We start from the raw sequence: 18686 nt of genomic DNA on the forward strand, positions 1-18686 counted from the left end.
GAAATAAACCGTATCACATAGAAAACAAAAAGCACCCATAACGGGTGCTTTTTTTATGGATAAAGAAATGGGGTTCTGAATAACAACTGATTCTTATAGCCCTGATGGGAGTGGTATCTTTTTGTTTTGGTGCACTTATGCAAAACAAAAAATAAAACGGACAGCAGGAGCCAAAAGTGTTTTGAGATGAAATGGCCCTTGCTCCTAAAAAAAACTTCCAGTTTTTTCCTGAAAGTTTTATAGCAGTTTGCTTATCTGAATGTTTCTTGTGTTTTAAACTACTGTTATAGGTTATCCGACTGATACCATTCTGCAAAGGAAGTTTCGGTTTCCTGTAGTTTTAAAGAGTGTAATTTTATCGTTTGCGGTAAGCGACTTTTTATTTTCTCGGCAAAATCAATCACCATGTTTTCACTGGTGGGCTGGTAATCGACTAAAATTACATGGTGCCCTCTGTCTTTCAATTCGTTGGCCAATTCGATGTGAGGCGTATTTCTGTTAAAAACAGTGGCATGATCGAAAATGTCTACGATTTCTTCTTTTACAATTTTTTTTAAATCGCCAAAATCAATTACCATCCCAAATTTTACATTGGAAGTATCTGTAATGGGTTGTCCGATTACGGTAACAGAAAGCTTATAACTGTGCCCGTGAACATTCTTGCATTTTCCATCGTAACCATACAAAGCATGCCCGGTTTCAAATGTAAACTGTTTTGTAATTCTGATGTTATTCATCGTTCTTAATTAGAGGACAAATTTAGTAAATAAAATCGAGGAACAACTTTTGTATCTTTGGCTATATTTTTACTGCTATGAGTGATTTTCAAATCAATCCGTTCTATGAGGCGATTATTGACGGGTTAATGAGTGAGGGATATTTTGTTTCCGATCGTTTTTTTTCTGAAGCGGAAGTGGCCGTTTTGCGAAGCAATCTGCTAAAGAAATACGATGAAAATAATTTCAAAAAATCAGCTATAGGCAATCAGTCGAATGAGAAAATCATGGATGCGATTCGTGGTGATTTTATCTTATGGATGGATGAAGCCGGAGCCGATGAAGCCGAAAAGTTGTATTTCGACCGGATCAACGATTTTGTGCAGTATCTGAACCGCACTTGTTTTTTAGGAATACAAGACAAGGAATTTCATTATGCCTTGTATCCGGAAGGGACTTTTTACAAGCGTCATCTGGATACCTTTCAAAATGACAGCCGAAGAAAACTCTCTATGGTTTGTTATCTGAATGATGAAGACTGGCAAGATAACTTTGGCGGAGAACTCACCATCTATAAGGACGAAAATGGCAGGGAAACCGAAAAGAATATCGTGCCCAAACCAGGCAGAATGGTGATTTTTGAAAGTCAGGTGTTGGAGCATGAGGTTAAACCCGTGAAACAACCCCGTTTGAGTATTACGGGCTGGTTGAAAACAAGATAGTATCCGGACTGAATGTCTCAATCCGAATCCTTTAAAATTATTTCTTTTTGAATTGATTCAGGGCGTTAACCGTAAAATCGGACAATACCAAACGACCCGAAATTCCGGCACGTTCGTAAAGTAAGGTGTTCCAGTTTTCAGTGCCTTCCCAAAGTACTTTTTTCATTTCGGTTAGCGCTTCGGGATTGTAGGAGGCTAATTTGGAAGTGAAACTTTCCAATTCTGCATCTAAGGCTTGGACGGTTTCAAAGACATCAGCGTACAAGCCTTTTTCTTTTGCCCATTGTGCTTTTTTCCATTCGTGAGCCGCTAATGTCATTTCTGCTAAAGCCGCTTTTCCAATTTTTCTTGAAACGGCCGGTTCGATAACAAAGGGTCCAATTCCAATAGCTAATTCCGATAGTTTAATGGCGCTTTCTTTTGTAGCCAAAGCATAATCGCAGGCTGCGGCTAAACCGACTCCGCCACCAACGGCTTTTCCGTGAATTCTTCCAACGATTAATTTGGAACAGTTGCGCATGGCGTTAATTACATTGGCAAATCCTGAGAAGAATTTTGAACCTTCTTCCAGATTGGAGACTGCCAGTAACTCGTCAAAGGAAGCACCGGCACAAAAGGCTCCTGCACCTTCACTTTTTAAGACGATTAATGAAATTTCAGTGTTGTAACTTAATGCGTTGAGTTCATCTGTCAATCGCTGTAACTGTTCGCTGGGAAACGAATTGCTGGCCGGATGACCAAACGTTACGGTGGCAATTCTGTTGTTTATGATAGTTTGTAATGTTCCTTGATTTGCATTCATGGTTGGTTATCTTTTTAATGAAAAGTGGCTTGTAAAGGTTTTTTCGGCATTGTGTTCTATGTATTCCACTTTAAACCAATAATCGGTGGCCGGAAGTTGAATGCCGTTGTAGGTTCCGTCCCATCCTTTTCCGTCTTGTGAAATTTGTTTTAGTAGTTTTCCGTAACGGTCGAAAATATACAGTTTTGCATTGTACGATAAAGGCATATTGCCAATTTTCCAAGTGTCATTGAAACCATCTCCGTTAGGGGTAAAGAAATTTTGATAGGTTATGGTGTAAAACTCTTCTGAATGCACTATTGGGCCACAACCCAAAATGTCTCTCACCTGTACAGTGTAGCTGCCGTTTTGAAGGTCTGTAAACAATCCGTCGGTTTGCCAGTGTATGCCGTCAACGCTGTATTCGTATTGTCCGTAACCGCCAATGGCTGTTGCTTCAATTTCTGCCAGTCCGTTGGAAAAAAGAGGGGTTAAAAGGACAACAGTTACATCCAAAGGTTCTGAAGAGCCAGTCACTACTACAGAATCTGTATTGCTGCAATTAGTGTCGGTATTTGTTACAACTACAGAGTAATTGCCGGGTTGTGTAACGTTGTATTGTGCGCTTTCATTTCCGCTGGTGTCGGCATCAGGATTTGCAGGCGTCCACAAGTAAGAATAATTGCCTGAAATTGCCGGGGTTGCATCAATTATCTGCGAACCTAGGCCTGTTTGCGGGTTCAGACACAATAGGAAATCATCCCCTAAATTAACATTCGGAATGGGATTGACCTGTAAGTTAATATAGTTGCCTAATCCCATACAATCATTGTTGGTGTTGCTGTCTATTCTGACAAAAATGGGCTGGTAATCTGGAATGGTATTTCTAAAAGGAACAGTAGTGTCAATAGCATTTATCTCCGCTTCTGCATCGGCTAGAGAGGTGTAATAGCTGACGGTAAGATTACTTGGATTGGTAAACAAAGCAAGGAATGTGTTTCTGGTTGATCCTAAGTCAAAGAAATCATATCCGTTATTGGCAGCATCATTTTGTGAAGCATTATTCACCAGTTCGTCACATTCGTTTAGAAGAACAGGGTTGAAAGAAGCAGGAATCTGTGTTGCGGAAACCACAAGATTTAGTTCTGCGGTTCTGTAGCATCCTGTGTTGTTGTCGTCAACCCTAGCCCATATTCTTCTGTTTCCGGATGGGAAATTTGTGTCATTGGTAATAGGAGAAAGATTGTTCTCGGCATTATTTAAAGAAGTAAAATAAGAGAATGTTAAATTACTGCCGTTATTAATAATTTCATCGGCTTCGTGAAGGTTGAAGTTGGTGAACGCATCCTGATCGACATCACATTGTTTCAGCGTGACAGGGCTCGAAACAGTGGGTTTGGGAACAACAACCAAGTTGAAAGATGTAGTGTTAAAACATCCGGTTGCCGTATTTCTTAATCGGGCATAAATGATACGGTTACCTGAAGTTATCGAAGTTATGGCGTTGTTTCCGTTTAAGGCATCATTACTGTTGGTGTGATATGTTACGGTAATACCGGTTTGACCTTGTAAAACTTCAGTATTTTTAAAAGACAGGTTAAAGGTGACGCTTCCATTGGAATCGTTTCCGTCCAGGTTGTCATCACATTTGCTGTAATCGCTTACTGTTGCAACAGTTGGTAGGGGGTTTACCGTGACGATAATTTCTGCGGAAACTTCTTCGCAAACATTGTTAGCGGGTAATGTGTAAATGTAAGTTCCTGTTATGTCAGTATTGGGGTCAAAAATATTTGTTCCACTTGCCAACGTAGGAGTCCAGTAACCGCCGGTTTCGGCATTAGGGCCTAAAAGGGCAAATAAATCAAAAGTGGGGTCATTCTTGCAGACTGTTTTTTGGGTGTCTGTTCCGGGATTTTGACCGTTTTGAACAGATACATTTACCCTAACGCTGAAATTGGCAACAGAAGAGCTACAGTTTTTTGAGAAAGAATAGGTGTATTGCCCAGGGGAATGTACTGCTGGGTCAAAAATGTTGTTGACAATTGGCGCTCCTCCCGCAGGAACAGTCCATACTCCTCCCGGTTCAGGGTTTCCAATGATGGCTTCAAAAATGTCTTTTGTTTGATTGGTACAAACCACTACATCAGTATCCTGAGGTGTACTCCCAAAACCGGAATAATATCCTGCATATCCGGAAGCATTGCCAAGATATCCGAAAACACCTAATGCTAAAGGGCCTGTGGATACTAAGGTGACATTACCCGAAGCGTTTGGAATTCGGTAGGTTACCCACTCCGTATTTCCTTGAACTGCTTGCGCTAAATCTGTACTGATTGGGCTTCCGTTAAGTGTTAAAGTTGCGGATGCATAGGTAAGAACCATTAAATCGGTGCTATACTGAGTATTTCCAATTTCATTAACTGCAGGAACAGTTACCGAGTTTTGGAAAAAACAACTTAGAGGGGGTATGAAATTGAGTCCTGAAGTGGCTGTGTCTGAACCTCCTCCGATAAGTTGATAAGCAAATACAGGTTTTGTGGCCCTGACGAAAATATTTTTATTGTTAGTTCCTTGGTAAAAGCTGTTTGGGATTAGATAGTAGTCACCGGCATTAAGACGTACTGCTGCTGTGCTGCTTCCGTTAATGAAAATTTCAGTATTGTTTTCGTGTGCAATAATTAAAGGTTTTTCCATTTCCGGCAGTCCGTTACCTTGAATAAAAATATATTCGCTGCCAATTTGCGAAGTAGAAACAATCTGATCGAGACAGAAATCGGCTCTCAGGTTTTCAATGCCTCCTAAGGAATTACCGGCGTTAACAGCAATAGGTTTGGTGGCGCTGATTAAAGCTCCTATAAAACCGGTAATATTGCCAGGATTGCTGCTGTGTCCGGTCAGTACTACCGATTCACCCGCATTTAAAACAAAGGTTTGCGTGTCGTCTGTAATAGGTCCAAGAGACGATTCAAAAATAACAGTGGTGTCGTATTCGGAAACGGTTACCTGTGTATTGTCTTGGGTTGCCATAAAACTGGTAATGAAATTTTTTCGCTGATCGTTAGGCTCGTTAATCATGTGGCCGATTCGAAATGCAGTACCAATACCCGGTATTCCTTTTGAGATTAAAGTTTCGGAATGACTTTGGGCTCTTAATCGAAAACTGGCATAAAAATCTCGGCTAGAGCTAAGGATGAGACCTTTGTCGCTTTCTACAGTGTTTAAGCCGGATTCATCAACAAACATTTTTGTTGGCTGACCTTGTCCGATAAAAATTACCTGTGGACTGCTTTGGGAAATGGTAAACGGAGAACCCGTAACTAAGGTTCCGTCACCATAAGTTATGGTAACTCGTATAGGAGTGGTTTCCGGAGTAGAAAGATAAAGGTAATAATCTTCAATTTGAGTTGCATCTCTGGAATGAAGGGGAGGTATCCAGTGTTTGCTGCTTAATTGTGCAGAAACAGAATGCGCTATCAGGATAAGAAAAAGGGTTAGTAGCCTCATTATTAAGTTGGTTAGGTTTTAGGAAAGCAAAAATAACCTAAAAAAAACAATTTGTGTTTTTTGTGTTGTTTTAAAATGTTATTTTTATCTCAAATTTTAACATTAAACTCAGAAAAATGAAAAAAATTGCAATTATCGCCTTGCTATTGGTGTCGGGAGCAACAATGGCACAAAAAATGAAAGTCAAAAGTGGTGATTTTAAATTCATCCAAGGTCAAAAAGAAATAAACGTAGAGTTTGTTTACGAGAACCTTAAGTTGATGAAAGAAAATCTTACTGAGGCTGAATACGTGAAAAATAGATCTACCGAGTTGAACGAGAAAACTAAAGGAAACGGAGATATTTGGAAAAAGAAGTGGGAAGGAAGTAAGGAGATGATTTGGAATCCTAAATTTTTAGAGTTAATGAACACCGTGATGACAAAAGATAAAAAGGATATGTCATTTCAAGAAGGGTTAAGCTCAGCAAAGTATACGTTGATTGTTGATGTGGTTTGGATTTACCCGGGTTGGGATGTAGCAATGATGAAGCAGCCGGCGAAAGTTACTACGGTTTTAAAATTTGTAGAAACAGCAAATAAAAGCAATGTTGTGTTAGAAGTTAGCAGTGAAAACTCACCTGGAGATCAGTGGGGAAGCAACTTCAGCAATGAATCAAGAATTGGTGAAGGATTTGCTAAAACTGGTAAATCGTTAGCGAAAATGATTCTTAAAGAAGCGTTTTAATAATTAGTCTTTATTCTATAAAAAAACCCGGAGTAATCCGGGTTTTTTTATAGAATAAATTGCTGAAATCATAAGAAAATAATTATATATTTGCTTGTTTTTAAATTATGATTTATGAGAAAAATTGTAATAATTGCTTTGCTATTGCTGTCGGGAGTGATGATCGCTCAAAACAAAAGAATTCTTTCCGGAGATTTTAAAAATTTGAAAGGAATAACCGGGTTTAATTTAGTTTTTGATTACACTAATCTGAAAGTTGATAAGTTTGAAACAGAAGAGGCTTTTCTGGAAGATAAAATGAAGAAAAGAGAAGCAAAAGGAACGGCTGAAGATTTTAAAAAATCGTGGTTTTTGGATAGAGAAGAAAGATACGAACCAAAATTTATCGAATCGTTCAATAAAAGATTTGATGGAAAAATAAAAGCAGATAAAAATTTATCTTCGGCAAAGTATACTGCAAAAATACAGACGCTTTGGATTTACCCAGGTTATAATGTAGGGGTGGTTAGGCAACCATCAAAATTGAATGCAATTATTAAAATTTTCGAGATTGAAAATCCGGACAATGTAATATTGTCGGTTGGTTATGAAAAAGTTTTAGGTGATGGAGCGGCTGGTTTCGACTATAATTCAGGCTATAGGATTTCAGAAGCGTATGCTAAATTAGCAAAAGAGTTTGCAAGAGAGATGAAGAAAGCAAATAAATAAGTGTTCTTTAAAACAAAACCCCGATGAATGAATCGGGGTTTTGTTTTTATTCGGCCTTTTCTTTTTCAAGATTAATCAGATAGGCCATGTTTTTAATAACACTGTCGTGTTTTTTAACGAAAGGATTGTCTTGATTCCAGACATAACCTGCTAAAACCGCGCAGATTTTTTCTTTTACGTCCGGATTTTCCGGCTGATGGAAAAACAAAGTTTGCAGATTTCCGGTATACCACTCTTTTACGTACGTGGTGAAAACCCCGATTCCGCTTCTCATGTATTGGGTGAATTCTACTTCCCAATCGATTTTTTCTCCCTGAAGTTGTCGGTGAATCAATTTAGCCGATAACATTCCGGATTCTGTTGCAAAAGCCACTCCGGAAGAGAATACCGGATCCAAAAACTCCGAACTGTTTCCAGTAAGGGCAAATCCGTCACCGTACATTTGTTTTACTGAGCGGGAATAATTTTCCAGTTTTACCGGTTCAAACAAGAAATCGACACCGCCAAAGCGTTTGATATAATAATCGGACAACTGAATGGCGTTTTTCAGTGCTTCAGCATTGTCTTTGTTGGTAGAAAGGGAATTGATAAAATGTGTAGGTCCCACCACTCCCAAACTTGTATTACCATTAGAGAACGGGATTACCCATAACCATACTTCGGTTTCCAGAATGTCGAAAGAGATCAACGTACCCTCTTCGCCTTCCGGGCGGTTAATGTCTTTAACATGGGTGAAGATGGATGAGTGCGGATCTAATTTTGAAGGCGTGTCCAAATCCAGTAAACGTGGCAGTACACGGCCATAACCACTGGAGTCAATAATAAATTTGGCATGAATCTCTTTGATATTTCCGTCTTTGTCTTTAACAGTGGTGATGGAATCACTTCCGTTAAATTTTACGTCCAGTACTTCGCTTTCAAATTCAAGGTCAATCCCTTTTCGGATGACTTCCTGAGCCAAAGTATTGTCGAAATCCGCACGGGGAACCTGCCAAGTCCAATCCCAGCCTTCTCCAAATTTTTGGCTAAAATCGAAAACACAAATTTCTTCACCACGGATGAATCGGGCACCCAATTTTTTTTCGAAATTCATGGCATCTAACGCTGGAAACAAACCGGCTTCATCGAAATGATCCATAACCCTTGGGATTAAGCTTTCTCCGACAACCAAACGAGGAAACTTGGTTTTCTCTACTACTTTTACTTTAACGTTGTTATTGTGAAGGTAAGAAGCTGAAACACAGCCGGAAGGTCCGGCGCCAATTACCAATACATCTACAAATTCCTGTGTCATATTTTTCTTTTTTCTTTTTAAGAATATATTACCTTTGCTGCTGTCAAATGTAAATACATTTTTTAAAATAGAAATTAAATTATCTACTATTATTTCCGTAGGTAAAAACGCAAATTTAATGAGTACTATAAACGAGTTTTTGAGCTTAGAGGAGTTTACAGCGATTGTTTTTAAAAACAATAAGGTTGAGGTAAGTGATGCCGTTGTGAAACGTGTGGAGGAAAGCTTTAATTTTTTAAAAGAATTTTCGGGCAATAAGGTGATTTATGGTGTAAATACCGGTTTTGGTCCCATGGCACAATACCGTATTAAAGACGAAGACCGCCTGCAACTGCAATACAATTTAATCCGAAGCCATTCTTCAGGAACTGGTAAGCCGTTGAGCCCGGTTTGTGTAAAGTCGGCAATTTTGGCACGACTTAATACACTTTCATTAGGGAATTCTGGCGTGCATCCTTCGTTGATTCATCTGATGCAGGAATTTATCAACCGCGATATTACACCGCTTATTTTCGAACACGGTGGTGTTGGGGCTAGTGGAGATTTGGTTCAGTTAGCACATTTGGCTTTAACCCTTATCGGGGAAGGTGAAGTGTTCTACAAAGGAGAACGAAGAGCCACTAAAGAAGTTTTTGAACTGGAAGGATTGCAACCGATCAATGTGGAAATTCGTGAAGGTTTGGCCTTGATGAACGGAACTTCCGTGATGACCGGAATCGGTATTGTGAATGTTCATAATGCTGAAAAAGTACTGGATTGGGCCATAAAATTATCGTGTGCGATCAACGAAATCGTAAAAGCGTACGACGACCATCTTTCTTCCGAACTGAACAATACCAAACGTCATTTCGGTCAGCAGGAGATTGCCAAACGTATGCGTGATAATTTGACAGACAGTTCTTTAGTGAGAAAACGTGAAGATCATTTGTATACAGGAGAAAATACCGAAGAGGTTTTCAAGGAAAAAGTACAGGAATATTATTCTTTGCGTTGTGTGCCTCAAATTTTAGGGCCTGTGCTGGATACCATTAATAATGTTTCTGAAGTGTTGGAAAACGAAATCAATTCGGCCAACGATAACCCGATTGTAGATGTGAAAAACCAACACGTATACCACGGCGGGAATTTTCACGGGGATTATATTTCTCTGGAAATGGACAAGCTGAAGTTGGTCATCACCAAATTAACGATGCTGGCCGAGCGTCAGTTAAATTATCTGTTGAATTCCAAACTGAATGAAATTTTGCCTCCGTTTGTAAACTTGGGAACGCTTGGGTTTAACTTTGGAATGCAAGGGGTTCAGTTTACAGCAACTTCTACCACAGCAGAATGTCAGACGTTATCGAATCCGATGTACGTACACAGTATTCCGAACAACAACGACAATCAGGATATTGTTAGTATGGGAACCAACGCTGCAGTCATTACAGGAAAAGTGATTGAAAACGCTTTTGAAGTATTGGCCATCGAATTGATTACCATCGTTCAGGCCATTGATGCGTTGGAGTATAAAAACGAGATTTCTTCCGTGACCCGAAAAATGTACGACGAAGTGCGAAACATTGTTCCGGAATTCAAACAGGATATGGTTATGTACCCTTATGTGCAGCAAGTAAAAGAATACTTAATGGCAGAATAAATCCGATCAAATTATAAGGTATGAGAGTATTGACTTTTTTATTGGTGTTGCTTTTTCAGATGGTTTCCGCCCAGGAGCTTGCTTTGGTAAGACAAGACGGGAAGTTTGGATATATTAACAAAGCCGGAGCGTTTGTGATCGAACCCAAATTCAAGGTGGCTAAAAATTTCTCAGAAGGTTTGGCTGCTGCTCAGGAAAACGGGAAATGGGGGTTTGTCAATCCTAAAGGAGAATGGGTAATTCAACCTGCTTTTTCGGATGCCAAATACTTCAACAGCGGCATTTGTGTAGTAGAAAAAGACAAGCAATGGTTTTACATCAATAAAAAAGGCGAAACTTTGAAAATGCCGGCTTCGGAAAAATTTTTTGATTTCGAAGAAGGAGTGGCGTTTATCAAACAAAACGAAAAAATAGGCATAATAAACACCAAAGGCGATGTGATTGTTCCGCCGACGTATCAAATCATTAAATCGTTTGAAGACGGATATGCCCGTGTTAAAAACAACGACAAGTGGGGGATTATCGACAAAACCGGAAAAGTAGTTGTGGCCATCGATTATGAAGATGTGGGTAATCTGTTCAAAAATACAACCTGGGCTAAAAAAGACGGTGCCTTTGGTTTGGTTACAGCAAACAAATTCAGCCCGATAGAAGGTGTTGATAAAATCTGGGACTTTCACAGTGAAGACCTAACCTATGTCAAAAAAGGAGAAAAAGTAGGGTTTATAGATTTAAAAGGGAAATGGGTTATCGAACCGAAATTTGATAAAGCGCGCGCCTTTTCCAAAAATCTGGCTCCGGTTTGCGAAGGTAAAAAATGGGGTTACATTAATCTGAAAGGAGAATATGTTATTCAGCCAACTTATGCAGATGCTGAGGTTTTCAGTGCTGATGGTTTGGCTCCGGTAAAAGATAAAGAATGGGGATTTGTAGACCTTACCGGCAAAATGGTAATTCCGACGAATTATCAGATTACGGCCGGAGGTTTCGGGATTTTCCGTAAAGAAGAAAAAGGATTTGTTGGAGGACTCGCTCGCGTGAAGTCTGGCAAACAATGGGGATTTATTAAAACTGACGGAGTGGTTTTGGGCGGAAAATGGTTCGAAAACGCCGAGTTGTTTCAAAAATAGTACAAATATGAAATGTGCCTTAATAACAGGAGGTTCCCGCGGAATCGGGAGCGCCATCTGTCAGAAATTAGCAGAAGATAAAAAATACCATATCCTGATCAATTATCAGGCAAACCAGGAAGCGGCCGAAAAAACTTTGGAAGAAGTGGTGAAAAAAGGCGCGACCGGTGAAATAATCAAATTCAACGTGTCGGATGCTGAAGAAGTAAAAAGCGCTTTGAGTGCATGGCAGGAAGCCAATCCGGATGCCGTGGTTGAGGTGATTGTGAATAATGCGGGCATTACACGCGACGGATTGTTCATGTGGATGTCCCATGACGACTGGAGCAACGTAATCAACACGAGTCTGAATGGTTTTTTCAACGTAACGAATTTCTTTATCCAAAAAATGTTGCGTAACAAATACGGGCGTATCGTGAATATGGTGTCGGTTTCCGGAGTAAAAGGAACGCCGGGGCAAACCAATTATTCTGCGGCAAAAGGAGCGGTAGTTGCGGCCACCAAAGCCTTGGCTCAGGAAGTGGCGAAACGTAATATTACCGTGAATGCGGTAGCGCCCGGGTTTATCCGTACCGATATGACCGGCGAACTGGATGAAAAAGAATTAGTAAAAATGATCCCGGTAAACCGTTTTGGGGAAGCAGAGGAAGTAGCCGAACTGGTTGGTTTCTTAGCCTCACCTAAAGCGGGGTACATTACAGGGGAAGTTATCAATATAAACGGCGGAATTTATTCATAACATTACTTTTTAAAGCATGGAAAGAAGAGTTGTAATTACCGGAATGGGGATTTATTCCTGTATTGGAACTTCATTGGAAGAAGTGAAACAGTCACTTTATGAAGGGAAATCAGGGATTGCATATGATGAGGAAAGAAAAGAATTCGGTTTTCAGTCGGCTTTGACCGGAATGGTGCCTAAACCCGATTTGAAAAATCTTCTGAGCCGTCGTCAGCGCGTGAGCATTGGCGAAGAAACCGAGTATGCTTATATGGCGACCATCGAGGCGTTGAAAAATGCGCAAATCGATGATGCTTTTTTTGATGAAAATGAAGTGGGAATTCTGTATGGTAACGACAGTGTTTCCAAAGCGATTATTGAAGCCACCGATATCATCCGCGAGAAGAAAGATACCGCTTTGATTGGCTCGGGAGCGATTTTCAAATCGATGAATTCTACCGTTACCATGAACCTGTCCACCATTTTCCGTTTGCGCGGGGTGAACATGACCATCAGTGCAGCTTGTGCCAGCGGTTCGCATTCGGTAGGATTGGGATTTCATTTGATTAAGAGTGGCTTACAGGATATTATCATATGTGGAGGCGCACAGGAAATCAATAAATATGCTATGGCCAGTTTTGACGGCTTAGGGGTTTTCTCGCCAAGAGAAGCCGATCCGGCCAAAGCCTCCCGCCCATTTGATGTGGGAAGAGACGGTTTGGTGCCAAGCGGAGGAGGGGCAACCCTTATTTTGGAGAGTTATGAATCAGCCGTAAAAAGAGGCGCTCCTATTATCGCCGAAGTAATCGGTTATGGTTTTTCATCCAATGGCGGGCATATTTCCACGCCTAACGTAGAAGGTCCGGCAACAGCTATGCGTCGTGCGCTTCAACAGGCAGGAATTGATCCGAGTGAAGTAGGATATATCAATGCTCATGCCACATCAACCCCTCTGGGAGATGCCAATGAAGCTAAAGCTATTTTTGAAGTTTTCGGGGAAAGCAATCCGTATGTAAGTTCGACTAAATCCATGACAGGACACGAGTGTTGGATGGCCGGAGCCAGTGAACTGATCTATTCTACTCTGATGATGCAAAACGATTTTATTGCACCAAACATCAATTTTTCAGAACCGGACGAGGATTCCAGAAAGTTAAATATTGCTTCCAAAACTGTAAATAAAAAATTTGATATATATTTGTCGAATTCTTTTGGATTTGGTGGAACAAATTCAGCAGTTGTGGTAAAGAAATTTAAAGAATAAATATGAACAAAGAAGTGATTTTAGAGAAAATTAACGAGATTTTAGTGGATGAATTTGAGGTAGATGCCGATGTGATTTCTCCGGAAGCCAACTTAAAAGATACCTTAGGTCTTGACAGTTTGGATTACGTAGATTTGGTAGTGTCTATCGAAGCAAATTTCGGCGTGAAATTAGGAGAAGCGGATTTCGTTGGAATCGCTACTTTTCAGGATTTCTATAATCTAATCGAAACAAAGATTCAGAACAAGAACTAATATACTATGAGTCAGTGGGATGGTAAGTCCAAAGGGACTCTTTTAGGGTATAAAATATTTGTTTTTTGTATAAAAAAGCTCGGAATCAAAGCGGCTTATTCGGTTTTGGTTTTTGTAGCTTTTTATTATTTTCTGTTTGAACGTAAAAGCAATCAGGCGACTTTTTATTATTTCCGCAATCGTTTGAAATATTCGTATTTCAAATCGAAAGTTATGGTGTATAAAAGTTACTTTACTTTCGGACAGACCATTATAGATAAAACAGCCATTTCTGCCGGCTTACGAAACAAGTTTACGTATGAGTTTGACGGTGTGGAGTTGCTGTATCAGTTGTTAGCCGAAAAAAAAGGAGGTGTTTTAATCAGTGCCCACGTGGGTAATTTTGAAATTGCCGAGCATTTTTTCGGAGAGATCGATTTGAATTGTCAGATCAATCTGGTGACCACCGACAGGGAGCATTCCGTGATTAAGGAATACCTGGACAGTGTTACTAAAAAATCGTCGATCAAATTTATTATTGTGAAAGAGGATTTGTCGCATATTTTCGAAATCAACAACGCGCTCTCCAATAATGAGTTGATTTGTTTTACCGGTGACCGTTATTTTGAAGGAACCAAGGTCATGACGGAAGAACTTTTGGGGCAGGAAGCGAATTTTCCGGCCGGTCCGTTTTTGATTGCTTCCCGTCTGAGAGTGCCGGTGGTGTTTGTGTATGTGATGAAGGAAGCCAATCTGCATTATCATTTGTATGCGCGAATGGCAGAGGTGAAACAGCGTGATGAAAAAGGATTGTTGAAAGCGTACACCACAAGCGTGGAATCCATTCTTCGGAAATATCCGTTGCAATGGTTCAATTATTTTGATTTTTGGAATGCTTTAAAGCGTTAACACACTACTATGAAAAATGTACTGGTGCTTTACTATACCCAATCCGGGCAACTGGAAGAAATTGTAAAAAACATTGCCCAACCATTGCTTTCGTCTTCGGAAGTTTCGGTTACTTTTTGCGATATAGGTCTGGAAAAACCATTCCCGTTTCCTTGGGACAAGCCTTCTTTTTTTGATGCTTTTCCCGAATCTTTTTTACAAATTCCAAGAACCGTGCATGCTCCTTCAGATGAAGTGTTGGGGAAGAAGTATGATTTGATTGTTTTAGGGTATCAGGTTTGGTATTTGTCACCGTCCATTCCGGTAAATTCCTTTCTGAAAAGTGAATATGCCAAACAACTTTTTAAGGGCGTTCCAGTGGTTACCGTAATCGGAGCCCGTAATATGTGGGTGATGGCGCAGGAAAAAATGAAAGCCATTTTAAAAGGACTGGATGCGAAATTGGTTGGGAATGTAGCTTTGGTAGACCGACACATCAATCACGTGAGTGTGGTAACGATAGTGGAATGGATGTTTACCGGAAAAAAAGAAAAGTTTGGAATTTTTCCCAAGCCGGGTGTTTCCGATGAAGAGATCGCCGGCGCAACAAAATTCGGAACAATTCTGTTAGACCACTTGAAAAGGAGTTCTTTCGATACTCTTCAGGTGGATTTTGTTTTTAATGGTGCTGTGGAGATCCGTCCCTTTTTAGTGGAAATGGATAAAAAAGCCAACAAAATGTTTCAAAAGTGGGCCAATCTTATCATAAAGAAGAAAGCTTCACGTCCAAAATGGTTAAAGGTTTTTAATGTTTATTTATTCGTGGCAATTTGGTTAATCTCGCCAATTGTCTATATCTTGCACCTTTTAAAATACCCGTTGGTTTTTTCTAAAATAAGTAAGGAAAAAGCGTATTATAAGGGGGTATAACAATATTATGGTTGAAGTTTATATTACAAAATCTGGAAAATTTTTGCCTAATAAGCCTGTTTCAAATGATGAAATGGAAGCTTTTCTGGGTTTAATCAATAATACGGCCTCCAAAGCCCGACGCATCGTGTTGCGAAATAATGGTATTTCCACACGGTACTATGCTTTAGATGCTGAAGGGAATCCAACGCATACCAACGCCGAGTTGACCTGCGGTGCGATTGAAACCCTTTTTGATGCCAACTTTTCTGCCCAAGATCTAGAGTTGCTTTCCTGCGGAACCTCCACCCCAGATAATCTGTTGCCGTCGCATGCGGCCATGGTACACGGTTTGCTGAAAAATCGTTCCGTAGAACTGAATTCTTCTTCCGGGGTTTGCAATGCAGGGATGAATGCTTTGAAATTCGGTTATCTTTCGGTGAAATCAGGGAATACTTCGAATGCGGTTTGTACCGGTTCGGAAAGAGTCTCTACCTGGATGTTGGCGGATAAGTTTGAAAACGAAGTTATCAATCTCAAAAATCTGGAAGAACAGCCAATTATTGCTTTCAAAAAAGATTTTTTGCGCTGGATGTTATCCGACGGTGCAGCAGCTTTCCTGTTGGAAAATAAACCAAAAGGCGAAAATCCATTAAAGATAGAATGGATGGAAGCTTTTTCATATGCCCATGAACTGGAAGCCTGCATGTATGCCGGAGGTGATAAAATGGAAGATGGCAGTATCAAACCCTGGAGCAATTACAAAACCAGCGAGTGGCTTTCAGAATCCGTGTTTTCTATCAAACAAGATGTGAAAATTTTGGATAAGCATATTCTGGTAAAAGGCGCTGTAAGTATGAAAGAAGCGCTGGCAAAGAATAATATAAAAGTAGACGATATTACCTACTTCCTGCCCCACGTTTCCTCTCATTATTTTGTAAGCGGACTCTACAAGGCATTAGCGGAAGAAGGTGTTGAAGTGCCGATGGAAAAATGGTTTATGAACCTGAAGCATGTCGGAAATGTAGGTTCTGCCTCTATTTATTTAATGTTGGAAGAACTGATGAATTCCGGAAAGCTTAAAAAAGGCGATACGATTTTATTATCGGTTCCTGAAAGTGGAAGATTTTCGTATGCGTATGCTTATTTAACCGTTTGCTAATGGAACACACTTTACCCTTATTGGACAAAGCATTTGTCGGAAACCTGATTCCGCAGAAATTTCCGTTTGTCATGGTGGATGCGCTGTTTTCTTTTTCCGAAAACCAAGTAACTGCCGGGCTTACGGTTAGTGATGATAATATTTTTGAACACGAAACCGTTTTTCAGGAATCCGGTTTGATTGAACATATGGCGCAATCGGTAGCTTTGTTTACGGGCTATCAGTTTTATTTAAAGCAAGAGCCGGCTCCAACCGGATATATCGGGTCGATCAAAACAATAACCATAACCAAGCTTCCCAAAAAAGGAGATACCATCAAAACCACGGTTAACGTGTTGCACGAATTCATGGGGGTAACTTTGGTGGATATCGTCTCGGAAGTAAACGATCAGGAAATCGCCCGTGGGCAAATGAAAACCGTATTGGCATCATAATGGAGTCTTTACAAAACATAATCGATATTCAGAATTATCTGCCACACCGGGCACCCATGCTCATGGTGGATTCAATCTTGGAGCTTAATGACCATGAAGTGAAAACGGTCTTCAGCATCCAAAACGATAATCTTTTTGTGGAAAATGGTGTTTTTGCCGAAGTAGGTTTAATCGAAAATGCCGCCCAAACTTGTTCGGCTATTGTAGGGCAGACTTTTTTTATCGACGATGACAATCAGGTAAAGGAAGATGTGGAAGTAATCGGTTTTATCAGCGGTATCAAAAAAACAAAAGTGTATGCCTTAGCCAAAGTAGGCGAGACGATCACAACGGATGCCGTGCTGCATTCCCGATTTGACGCCGACAATTATAGCATTTGCACCATGCTGTGCAAGACATTTCAAGGTGAAACGTTACTCTTGGAAGCCGAAATCAACCTGTTCATTCAGGAAAAGTAAAAAGAAGGAAGATGAAGAAGGAAGAAGTACCTCAGGATAAAAGCAATCTTTCGTCCAACAACATGAAAGAGCTTTGCTACGCCACCGATGAAAACGGCAATTATACCACCGCCTTAAGTACCGGTTGGGAGCCTAAAACCATCGCGTTGGAAAATTCCATACAGGACATCAACGAACGTATCGAACAGGCCAAAAACGATGTCAGAAAAGGCTTGGTAAGCCCGGTCGTGTATTATATGGAAGTGCATAAAATGGACTGGGTTACCCTGGCCGGTTATGTCGAAATGTGGACCTGGCGCGTAAAACGTCACGGAAAGCCGAACGTTTTCAAAAAATTAAACGACAAAATATTGTCCCGCTACGCCGAGGCTTTCGAAATTACTGTAGCAGAACTCAAAAACTATAATGGAAACTAATTTTATCCACCATCAGTCGGCACATTGTGAAAACGGTGTGGCTTCGAATTTATTGAAGCATCACGGAATAAACATTAGCGAGCCTATGGTTTTCGGTATTGGCTCCGGCTTGTTTTTCTTTTACCTTCCCATTTTAAAAGTTAATCATGCACCGGCAATCAGTTATCGTCCAATGCCGGGATCTATTTTCAATAAAGCCGCCAAGCGTTTGGGAATCAAGGTCAAACGAGTGAAATTCTCTAACCCGCAATCGGCTCAAAATGCACTGGAAGACAATCTTAAAAAAAATATACCGTCCGGGTTACAGGTAGGCGTTTACCATCTTACCTATTTTCCGGATGAATACCGTTTCCATTTCAATGCCCACAACCTTGTGGTGTACGGGAAGCAAGACAACACGTTTTTAATCAGTGATCCTGTGATGGAAACCGTAACCACTTTAACGGAAAAAGAGCTGGAGAAAGTACGTTTTGCCAAAGGTGCTCTTGCGCCGAAAGGTCAGATGTATTATCCCATTCATATCCCGTTGCAAATTGATTTCGCTTCGGCGATTAAAGTGGCGATTAAAGACACTTGCAACAAAATGCTGGCTCCCGTGCCTATTGTTGGCGTGGGCGGGATGCGATTTTTAGCCGGACATATCCGAAAATGGCCTGCCAAAAAAGGCGTGAAAGTGGCCAATCATTATCTGGCGCAAATGGTGCGCATGCAGGAAGAAATCGGTACCGGAGGCGGAGGCTTCCGTTTTATATACGCTGCTTTTTTACAGGAAGCCGCAGTGGTGCTTAACAATGAAAAACTGAAGAAACTTTCGGCTGAAATGACGCAAATTGGCGATTTATGGCGTGACTTTGCGGTAAATGCTGCCCGTGTTTATAAAAACCGAAGCAATCAATCGGATGTTTACAATAGTTTGGCCGATGAATTACTGCATTTGGCTGCTTTGGAAGAAGCTTTTTTCAAAAAATTAAAGAAAGCGATTTAA

The 18686-nt window shown here is 40.4% G+C and carries 19 protein-coding genes; 15 read left to right on the forward strand and 4 right to left on the reverse strand.

All coding sequences use genetic code 11. The features are described from left to right. Nucleotides 1-284 precede the first annotated feature (284 nt). On the reverse strand, nucleotides 285-737 hold the full coding sequence (locus ABGT15_RS00005) for a 6-pyruvoyl trahydropterin synthase family protein (protein ID WP_367229368.1): 453 nt from the start codon (nucleotides 735-737) through the stop codon (nucleotides 285-287). A gap of 77 nt (nucleotides 738-814) precedes the next feature. On the opposite strand from ABGT15_RS00005, the gene ABGT15_RS00010 reads away from it, so the two are divergent. Beyond that, the gene (locus ABGT15_RS00010; protein ID WP_367229369.1) at nucleotides 815-1438 is read left to right on the forward strand and encodes a 2OG-Fe(II) oxygenase; all 624 of its coding nucleotides are present in this window, start codon (nucleotides 815-817) and stop codon (nucleotides 1436-1438) included. A gap of 37 nt (nucleotides 1439-1475) precedes the next feature. On the opposite strand, the gene ABGT15_RS00015 is transcribed toward ABGT15_RS00010, so the two are convergent. After that, a complete protein-coding gene (locus ABGT15_RS00015) occupies nucleotides 1476-2240 on the reverse strand; it encodes an enoyl-CoA hydratase/isomerase family protein (protein ID WP_367229370.1) in 765 nt (254 codons plus the stop codon). 6 nt (nucleotides 2241-2246) lie between these two features. Further along, on the reverse strand, nucleotides 2247-5723 hold the full coding sequence (locus ABGT15_RS00020) for a T9SS type B sorting domain-containing protein (protein ID WP_367229371.1): 3477 nt from the start codon (nucleotides 5721-5723) through the stop codon (nucleotides 2247-2249). Nucleotides 5724-5839: 116 nt separating this feature from the next. Between ABGT15_RS00020 and ABGT15_RS00025 the strand changes: the two genes are divergently transcribed. Together ABGT15_RS00025 and ABGT15_RS00030 are read left to right on the forward strand one after the other, a co-directional pair. Further along, nucleotides 5840-6448 carry a hypothetical protein gene (locus tag ABGT15_RS00025; protein WP_367229372.1) on the forward strand — a complete coding sequence of 203 codons (609 nt, stop codon included), beginning with the start codon at nucleotides 5840-5842 and terminating at the stop codon, nucleotides 6446-6448. Nucleotides 6449-6562: 114 nt separating this feature from the next. After that, nucleotides 6563-7156 carry a hypothetical protein gene (locus tag ABGT15_RS00030; protein ID WP_367229373.1) on the forward strand — a complete coding sequence of 198 codons (594 nt, stop codon included), beginning with the start codon at nucleotides 6563-6565 and terminating at the stop codon, nucleotides 7154-7156. A 46-nt stretch (nucleotides 7157-7202) separates the two neighbouring features. Here ABGT15_RS00030 and ABGT15_RS00035 read toward each other — a convergent pair whose 3' ends face one another. Further along, the gene (locus tag ABGT15_RS00035; protein WP_367229374.1) at nucleotides 7203-8450 is read right to left on the reverse strand and encodes an NAD(P)/FAD-dependent oxidoreductase; all 1248 of its coding nucleotides are present in this window, start codon (nucleotides 8448-8450) and stop codon (nucleotides 7203-7205) included. A gap of 118 nt (nucleotides 8451-8568) precedes the next feature. On the opposite strand from ABGT15_RS00035, the gene ABGT15_RS00040 reads away from it, so the two are divergent. Genes ABGT15_RS00040 through ABGT15_RS00095 form a run of 12 tightly spaced genes read left to right on the forward strand, consistent with a single transcriptional unit; the run spans nucleotide 8569 to nucleotide 18686 of the window. Then, complete coding sequence (locus ABGT15_RS00040; RefSeq protein ID WP_367229375.1) at nucleotides 8569-10089, forward strand: HAL/PAL/TAL family ammonia-lyase; 1521 nt, start codon at nucleotides 8569-8571, stop codon at nucleotides 10087-10089. Between the two features lie 20 nt (nucleotides 10090-10109). After that, the gene (locus ABGT15_RS00045; protein WP_367229376.1) at nucleotides 10110-11219 is read left to right on the forward strand and encodes a WG repeat-containing protein; all 1110 of its coding nucleotides are present in this window, start codon (nucleotides 10110-10112) and stop codon (nucleotides 11217-11219) included. A gap of 7 nt (nucleotides 11220-11226) precedes the next feature. Continuing rightward, complete coding sequence (fabG, locus tag ABGT15_RS00050; RefSeq protein ID WP_367229377.1) at nucleotides 11227-11958, forward strand: 3-oxoacyl-ACP reductase FabG; 732 nt, start codon at nucleotides 11227-11229, stop codon at nucleotides 11956-11958. Nucleotides 11959-11974: 16 nt separating this feature from the next. Then, entirely contained in the window at nucleotides 11975-13201 is a 1227-nt protein-coding gene (locus tag ABGT15_RS00055; protein WP_367229378.1) for a beta-ketoacyl-[acyl-carrier-protein] synthase family protein, read from the forward strand. Between the two features lie 2 nt (nucleotides 13202-13203). Beyond that, the gene (locus ABGT15_RS00060; protein WP_367229379.1) at nucleotides 13204-13455 is read left to right on the forward strand and encodes an acyl carrier protein; all 252 of its coding nucleotides are present in this window, start codon (nucleotides 13204-13206) and stop codon (nucleotides 13453-13455) included. Nucleotides 13456-13461: 6 nt separating this feature from the next. Further along, nucleotides 13462-14343: an LpxL/LpxP family acyltransferase gene (locus tag ABGT15_RS00065; RefSeq protein WP_367229380.1), complete on the forward strand. Its 882-nt coding sequence runs from the start codon at nucleotides 13462-13464 to the stop codon at nucleotides 14341-14343. A 9-nt stretch (nucleotides 14344-14352) separates the two neighbouring features. Beyond that, nucleotides 14353-15252, forward strand: a complete 900-nt coding sequence (locus tag ABGT15_RS00070) for a dialkylrecorsinol condensing enzyme DarA (protein WP_367229381.1) — start codon at nucleotides 14353-14355, stop codon at nucleotides 15250-15252. A 7-nt stretch (nucleotides 15253-15259) separates the two neighbouring features. Next, a complete protein-coding gene (locus ABGT15_RS00075) occupies nucleotides 15260-16393 on the forward strand; it encodes a beta-ketoacyl-ACP synthase III (protein ID WP_367229382.1) in 1134 nt (377 codons plus the stop codon). Continuing rightward, the gene (locus ABGT15_RS00080) at nucleotides 16393-16827 is read left to right on the forward strand and encodes a hypothetical protein (RefSeq protein WP_367229383.1); all 435 of its coding nucleotides are present in this window, start codon (nucleotides 16393-16395) and stop codon (nucleotides 16825-16827) included. The genes ABGT15_RS00075 and ABGT15_RS00080 overlap by 1 nt, the downstream gene beginning before the upstream one ends. Next, complete coding sequence (locus ABGT15_RS00085; RefSeq protein ID WP_367229384.1) at nucleotides 16827-17285, forward strand: ABC transporter permease; 459 nt, start codon at nucleotides 16827-16829, stop codon at nucleotides 17283-17285. The genes ABGT15_RS00080 and ABGT15_RS00085 overlap by 1 nt, the downstream gene beginning before the upstream one ends. Nucleotides 17286-17296: 11 nt before the next feature. Beyond that, nucleotides 17297-17701: a hypothetical protein gene (locus tag ABGT15_RS00090; protein WP_367229385.1), complete on the forward strand. Its 405-nt coding sequence runs from the start codon at nucleotides 17297-17299 to the stop codon at nucleotides 17699-17701. Next, complete coding sequence (locus ABGT15_RS00095) at nucleotides 17691-18686, forward strand: BtrH N-terminal domain-containing protein (protein WP_367229386.1); 996 nt, start codon at nucleotides 17691-17693, stop codon at nucleotides 18684-18686. The genes ABGT15_RS00090 and ABGT15_RS00095 overlap by 11 nt, the downstream gene beginning before the upstream one ends.

It is taken from the genome of Flavobacterium enshiense (genome assembly GCF_040750275.1).
Lineage (GTDB): Bacteria > Bacteroidota > Bacteroidia > Flavobacteriales > Flavobacteriaceae > Flavobacterium > Flavobacterium enshiense_B.

Coding starts and splice junctions, on each gene's coding strand:
- ABGT15_RS00005 (WP_367229368.1), bottom strand. CDS start 737: ATGAATAACATCAGAATTACAAAACAGTTTACATTTGAAACCGGGCAT.
- ABGT15_RS00010 (WP_367229369.1), top strand. CDS start 815: ATGAGTGATTTTCAAATCAATCCGTTCTATGAGGCGATTATTGACGGG.
- ABGT15_RS00015 (WP_367229370.1), bottom strand. CDS start 2,240: ATGAATGCAAATCAAGGAACATTACAAACTATCATAAACAACAGAATT.
- ABGT15_RS00020 (WP_367229371.1), bottom strand. CDS start 5,723: ATGAGGCTACTAACCCTTTTTCTTATCCTGATAGCGCATTCTGTTTCT.
- ABGT15_RS00025 (WP_367229372.1), top strand. CDS start 5,840: ATGAAAAAAATTGCAATTATCGCCTTGCTATTGGTGTCGGGAGCAACA.
- ABGT15_RS00030 (WP_367229373.1), top strand. CDS start 6,563: ATGAGAAAAATTGTAATAATTGCTTTGCTATTGCTGTCGGGAGTGATG.
- ABGT15_RS00035 (WP_367229374.1), bottom strand. CDS start 8,450: ATGACACAGGAATTTGTAGATGTATTGGTAATTGGCGCCGGACCTTCC.
- ABGT15_RS00040 (WP_367229375.1), top strand. CDS start 8,569: ATGAGTACTATAAACGAGTTTTTGAGCTTAGAGGAGTTTACAGCGATT.
- ABGT15_RS00045 (WP_367229376.1), top strand. CDS start 10,110: ATGAGAGTATTGACTTTTTTATTGGTGTTGCTTTTTCAGATGGTTTCC.
- fabG (WP_367229377.1), top strand. CDS start 11,227: ATGAAATGTGCCTTAATAACAGGAGGTTCCCGCGGAATCGGGAGCGCC.
- ABGT15_RS00055 (WP_367229378.1), top strand. CDS start 11,975: ATGGAAAGAAGAGTTGTAATTACCGGAATGGGGATTTATTCCTGTATT.
- ABGT15_RS00060 (WP_367229379.1), top strand. CDS start 13,204: ATGAACAAAGAAGTGATTTTAGAGAAAATTAACGAGATTTTAGTGGAT.
- ABGT15_RS00065 (WP_367229380.1), top strand. CDS start 13,462: ATGAGTCAGTGGGATGGTAAGTCCAAAGGGACTCTTTTAGGGTATAAA.
- ABGT15_RS00070 (WP_367229381.1), top strand. CDS start 14,353: ATGAAAAATGTACTGGTGCTTTACTATACCCAATCCGGGCAACTGGAA.
- ABGT15_RS00075 (WP_367229382.1), top strand. CDS start 15,260: ATGGTTGAAGTTTATATTACAAAATCTGGAAAATTTTTGCCTAATAAG.
- ABGT15_RS00080 (WP_367229383.1), top strand. CDS start 16,393: ATGGAACACACTTTACCCTTATTGGACAAAGCATTTGTCGGAAACCTG.
- ABGT15_RS00085 (WP_367229384.1), top strand. CDS start 16,827: ATGGAGTCTTTACAAAACATAATCGATATTCAGAATTATCTGCCACAC.
- ABGT15_RS00090 (WP_367229385.1), top strand. CDS start 17,297: ATGAAGAAGGAAGAAGTACCTCAGGATAAAAGCAATCTTTCGTCCAAC.
- ABGT15_RS00095 (WP_367229386.1), top strand. CDS start 17,691: ATGGAAACTAATTTTATCCACCATCAGTCGGCACATTGTGAAAACGGT.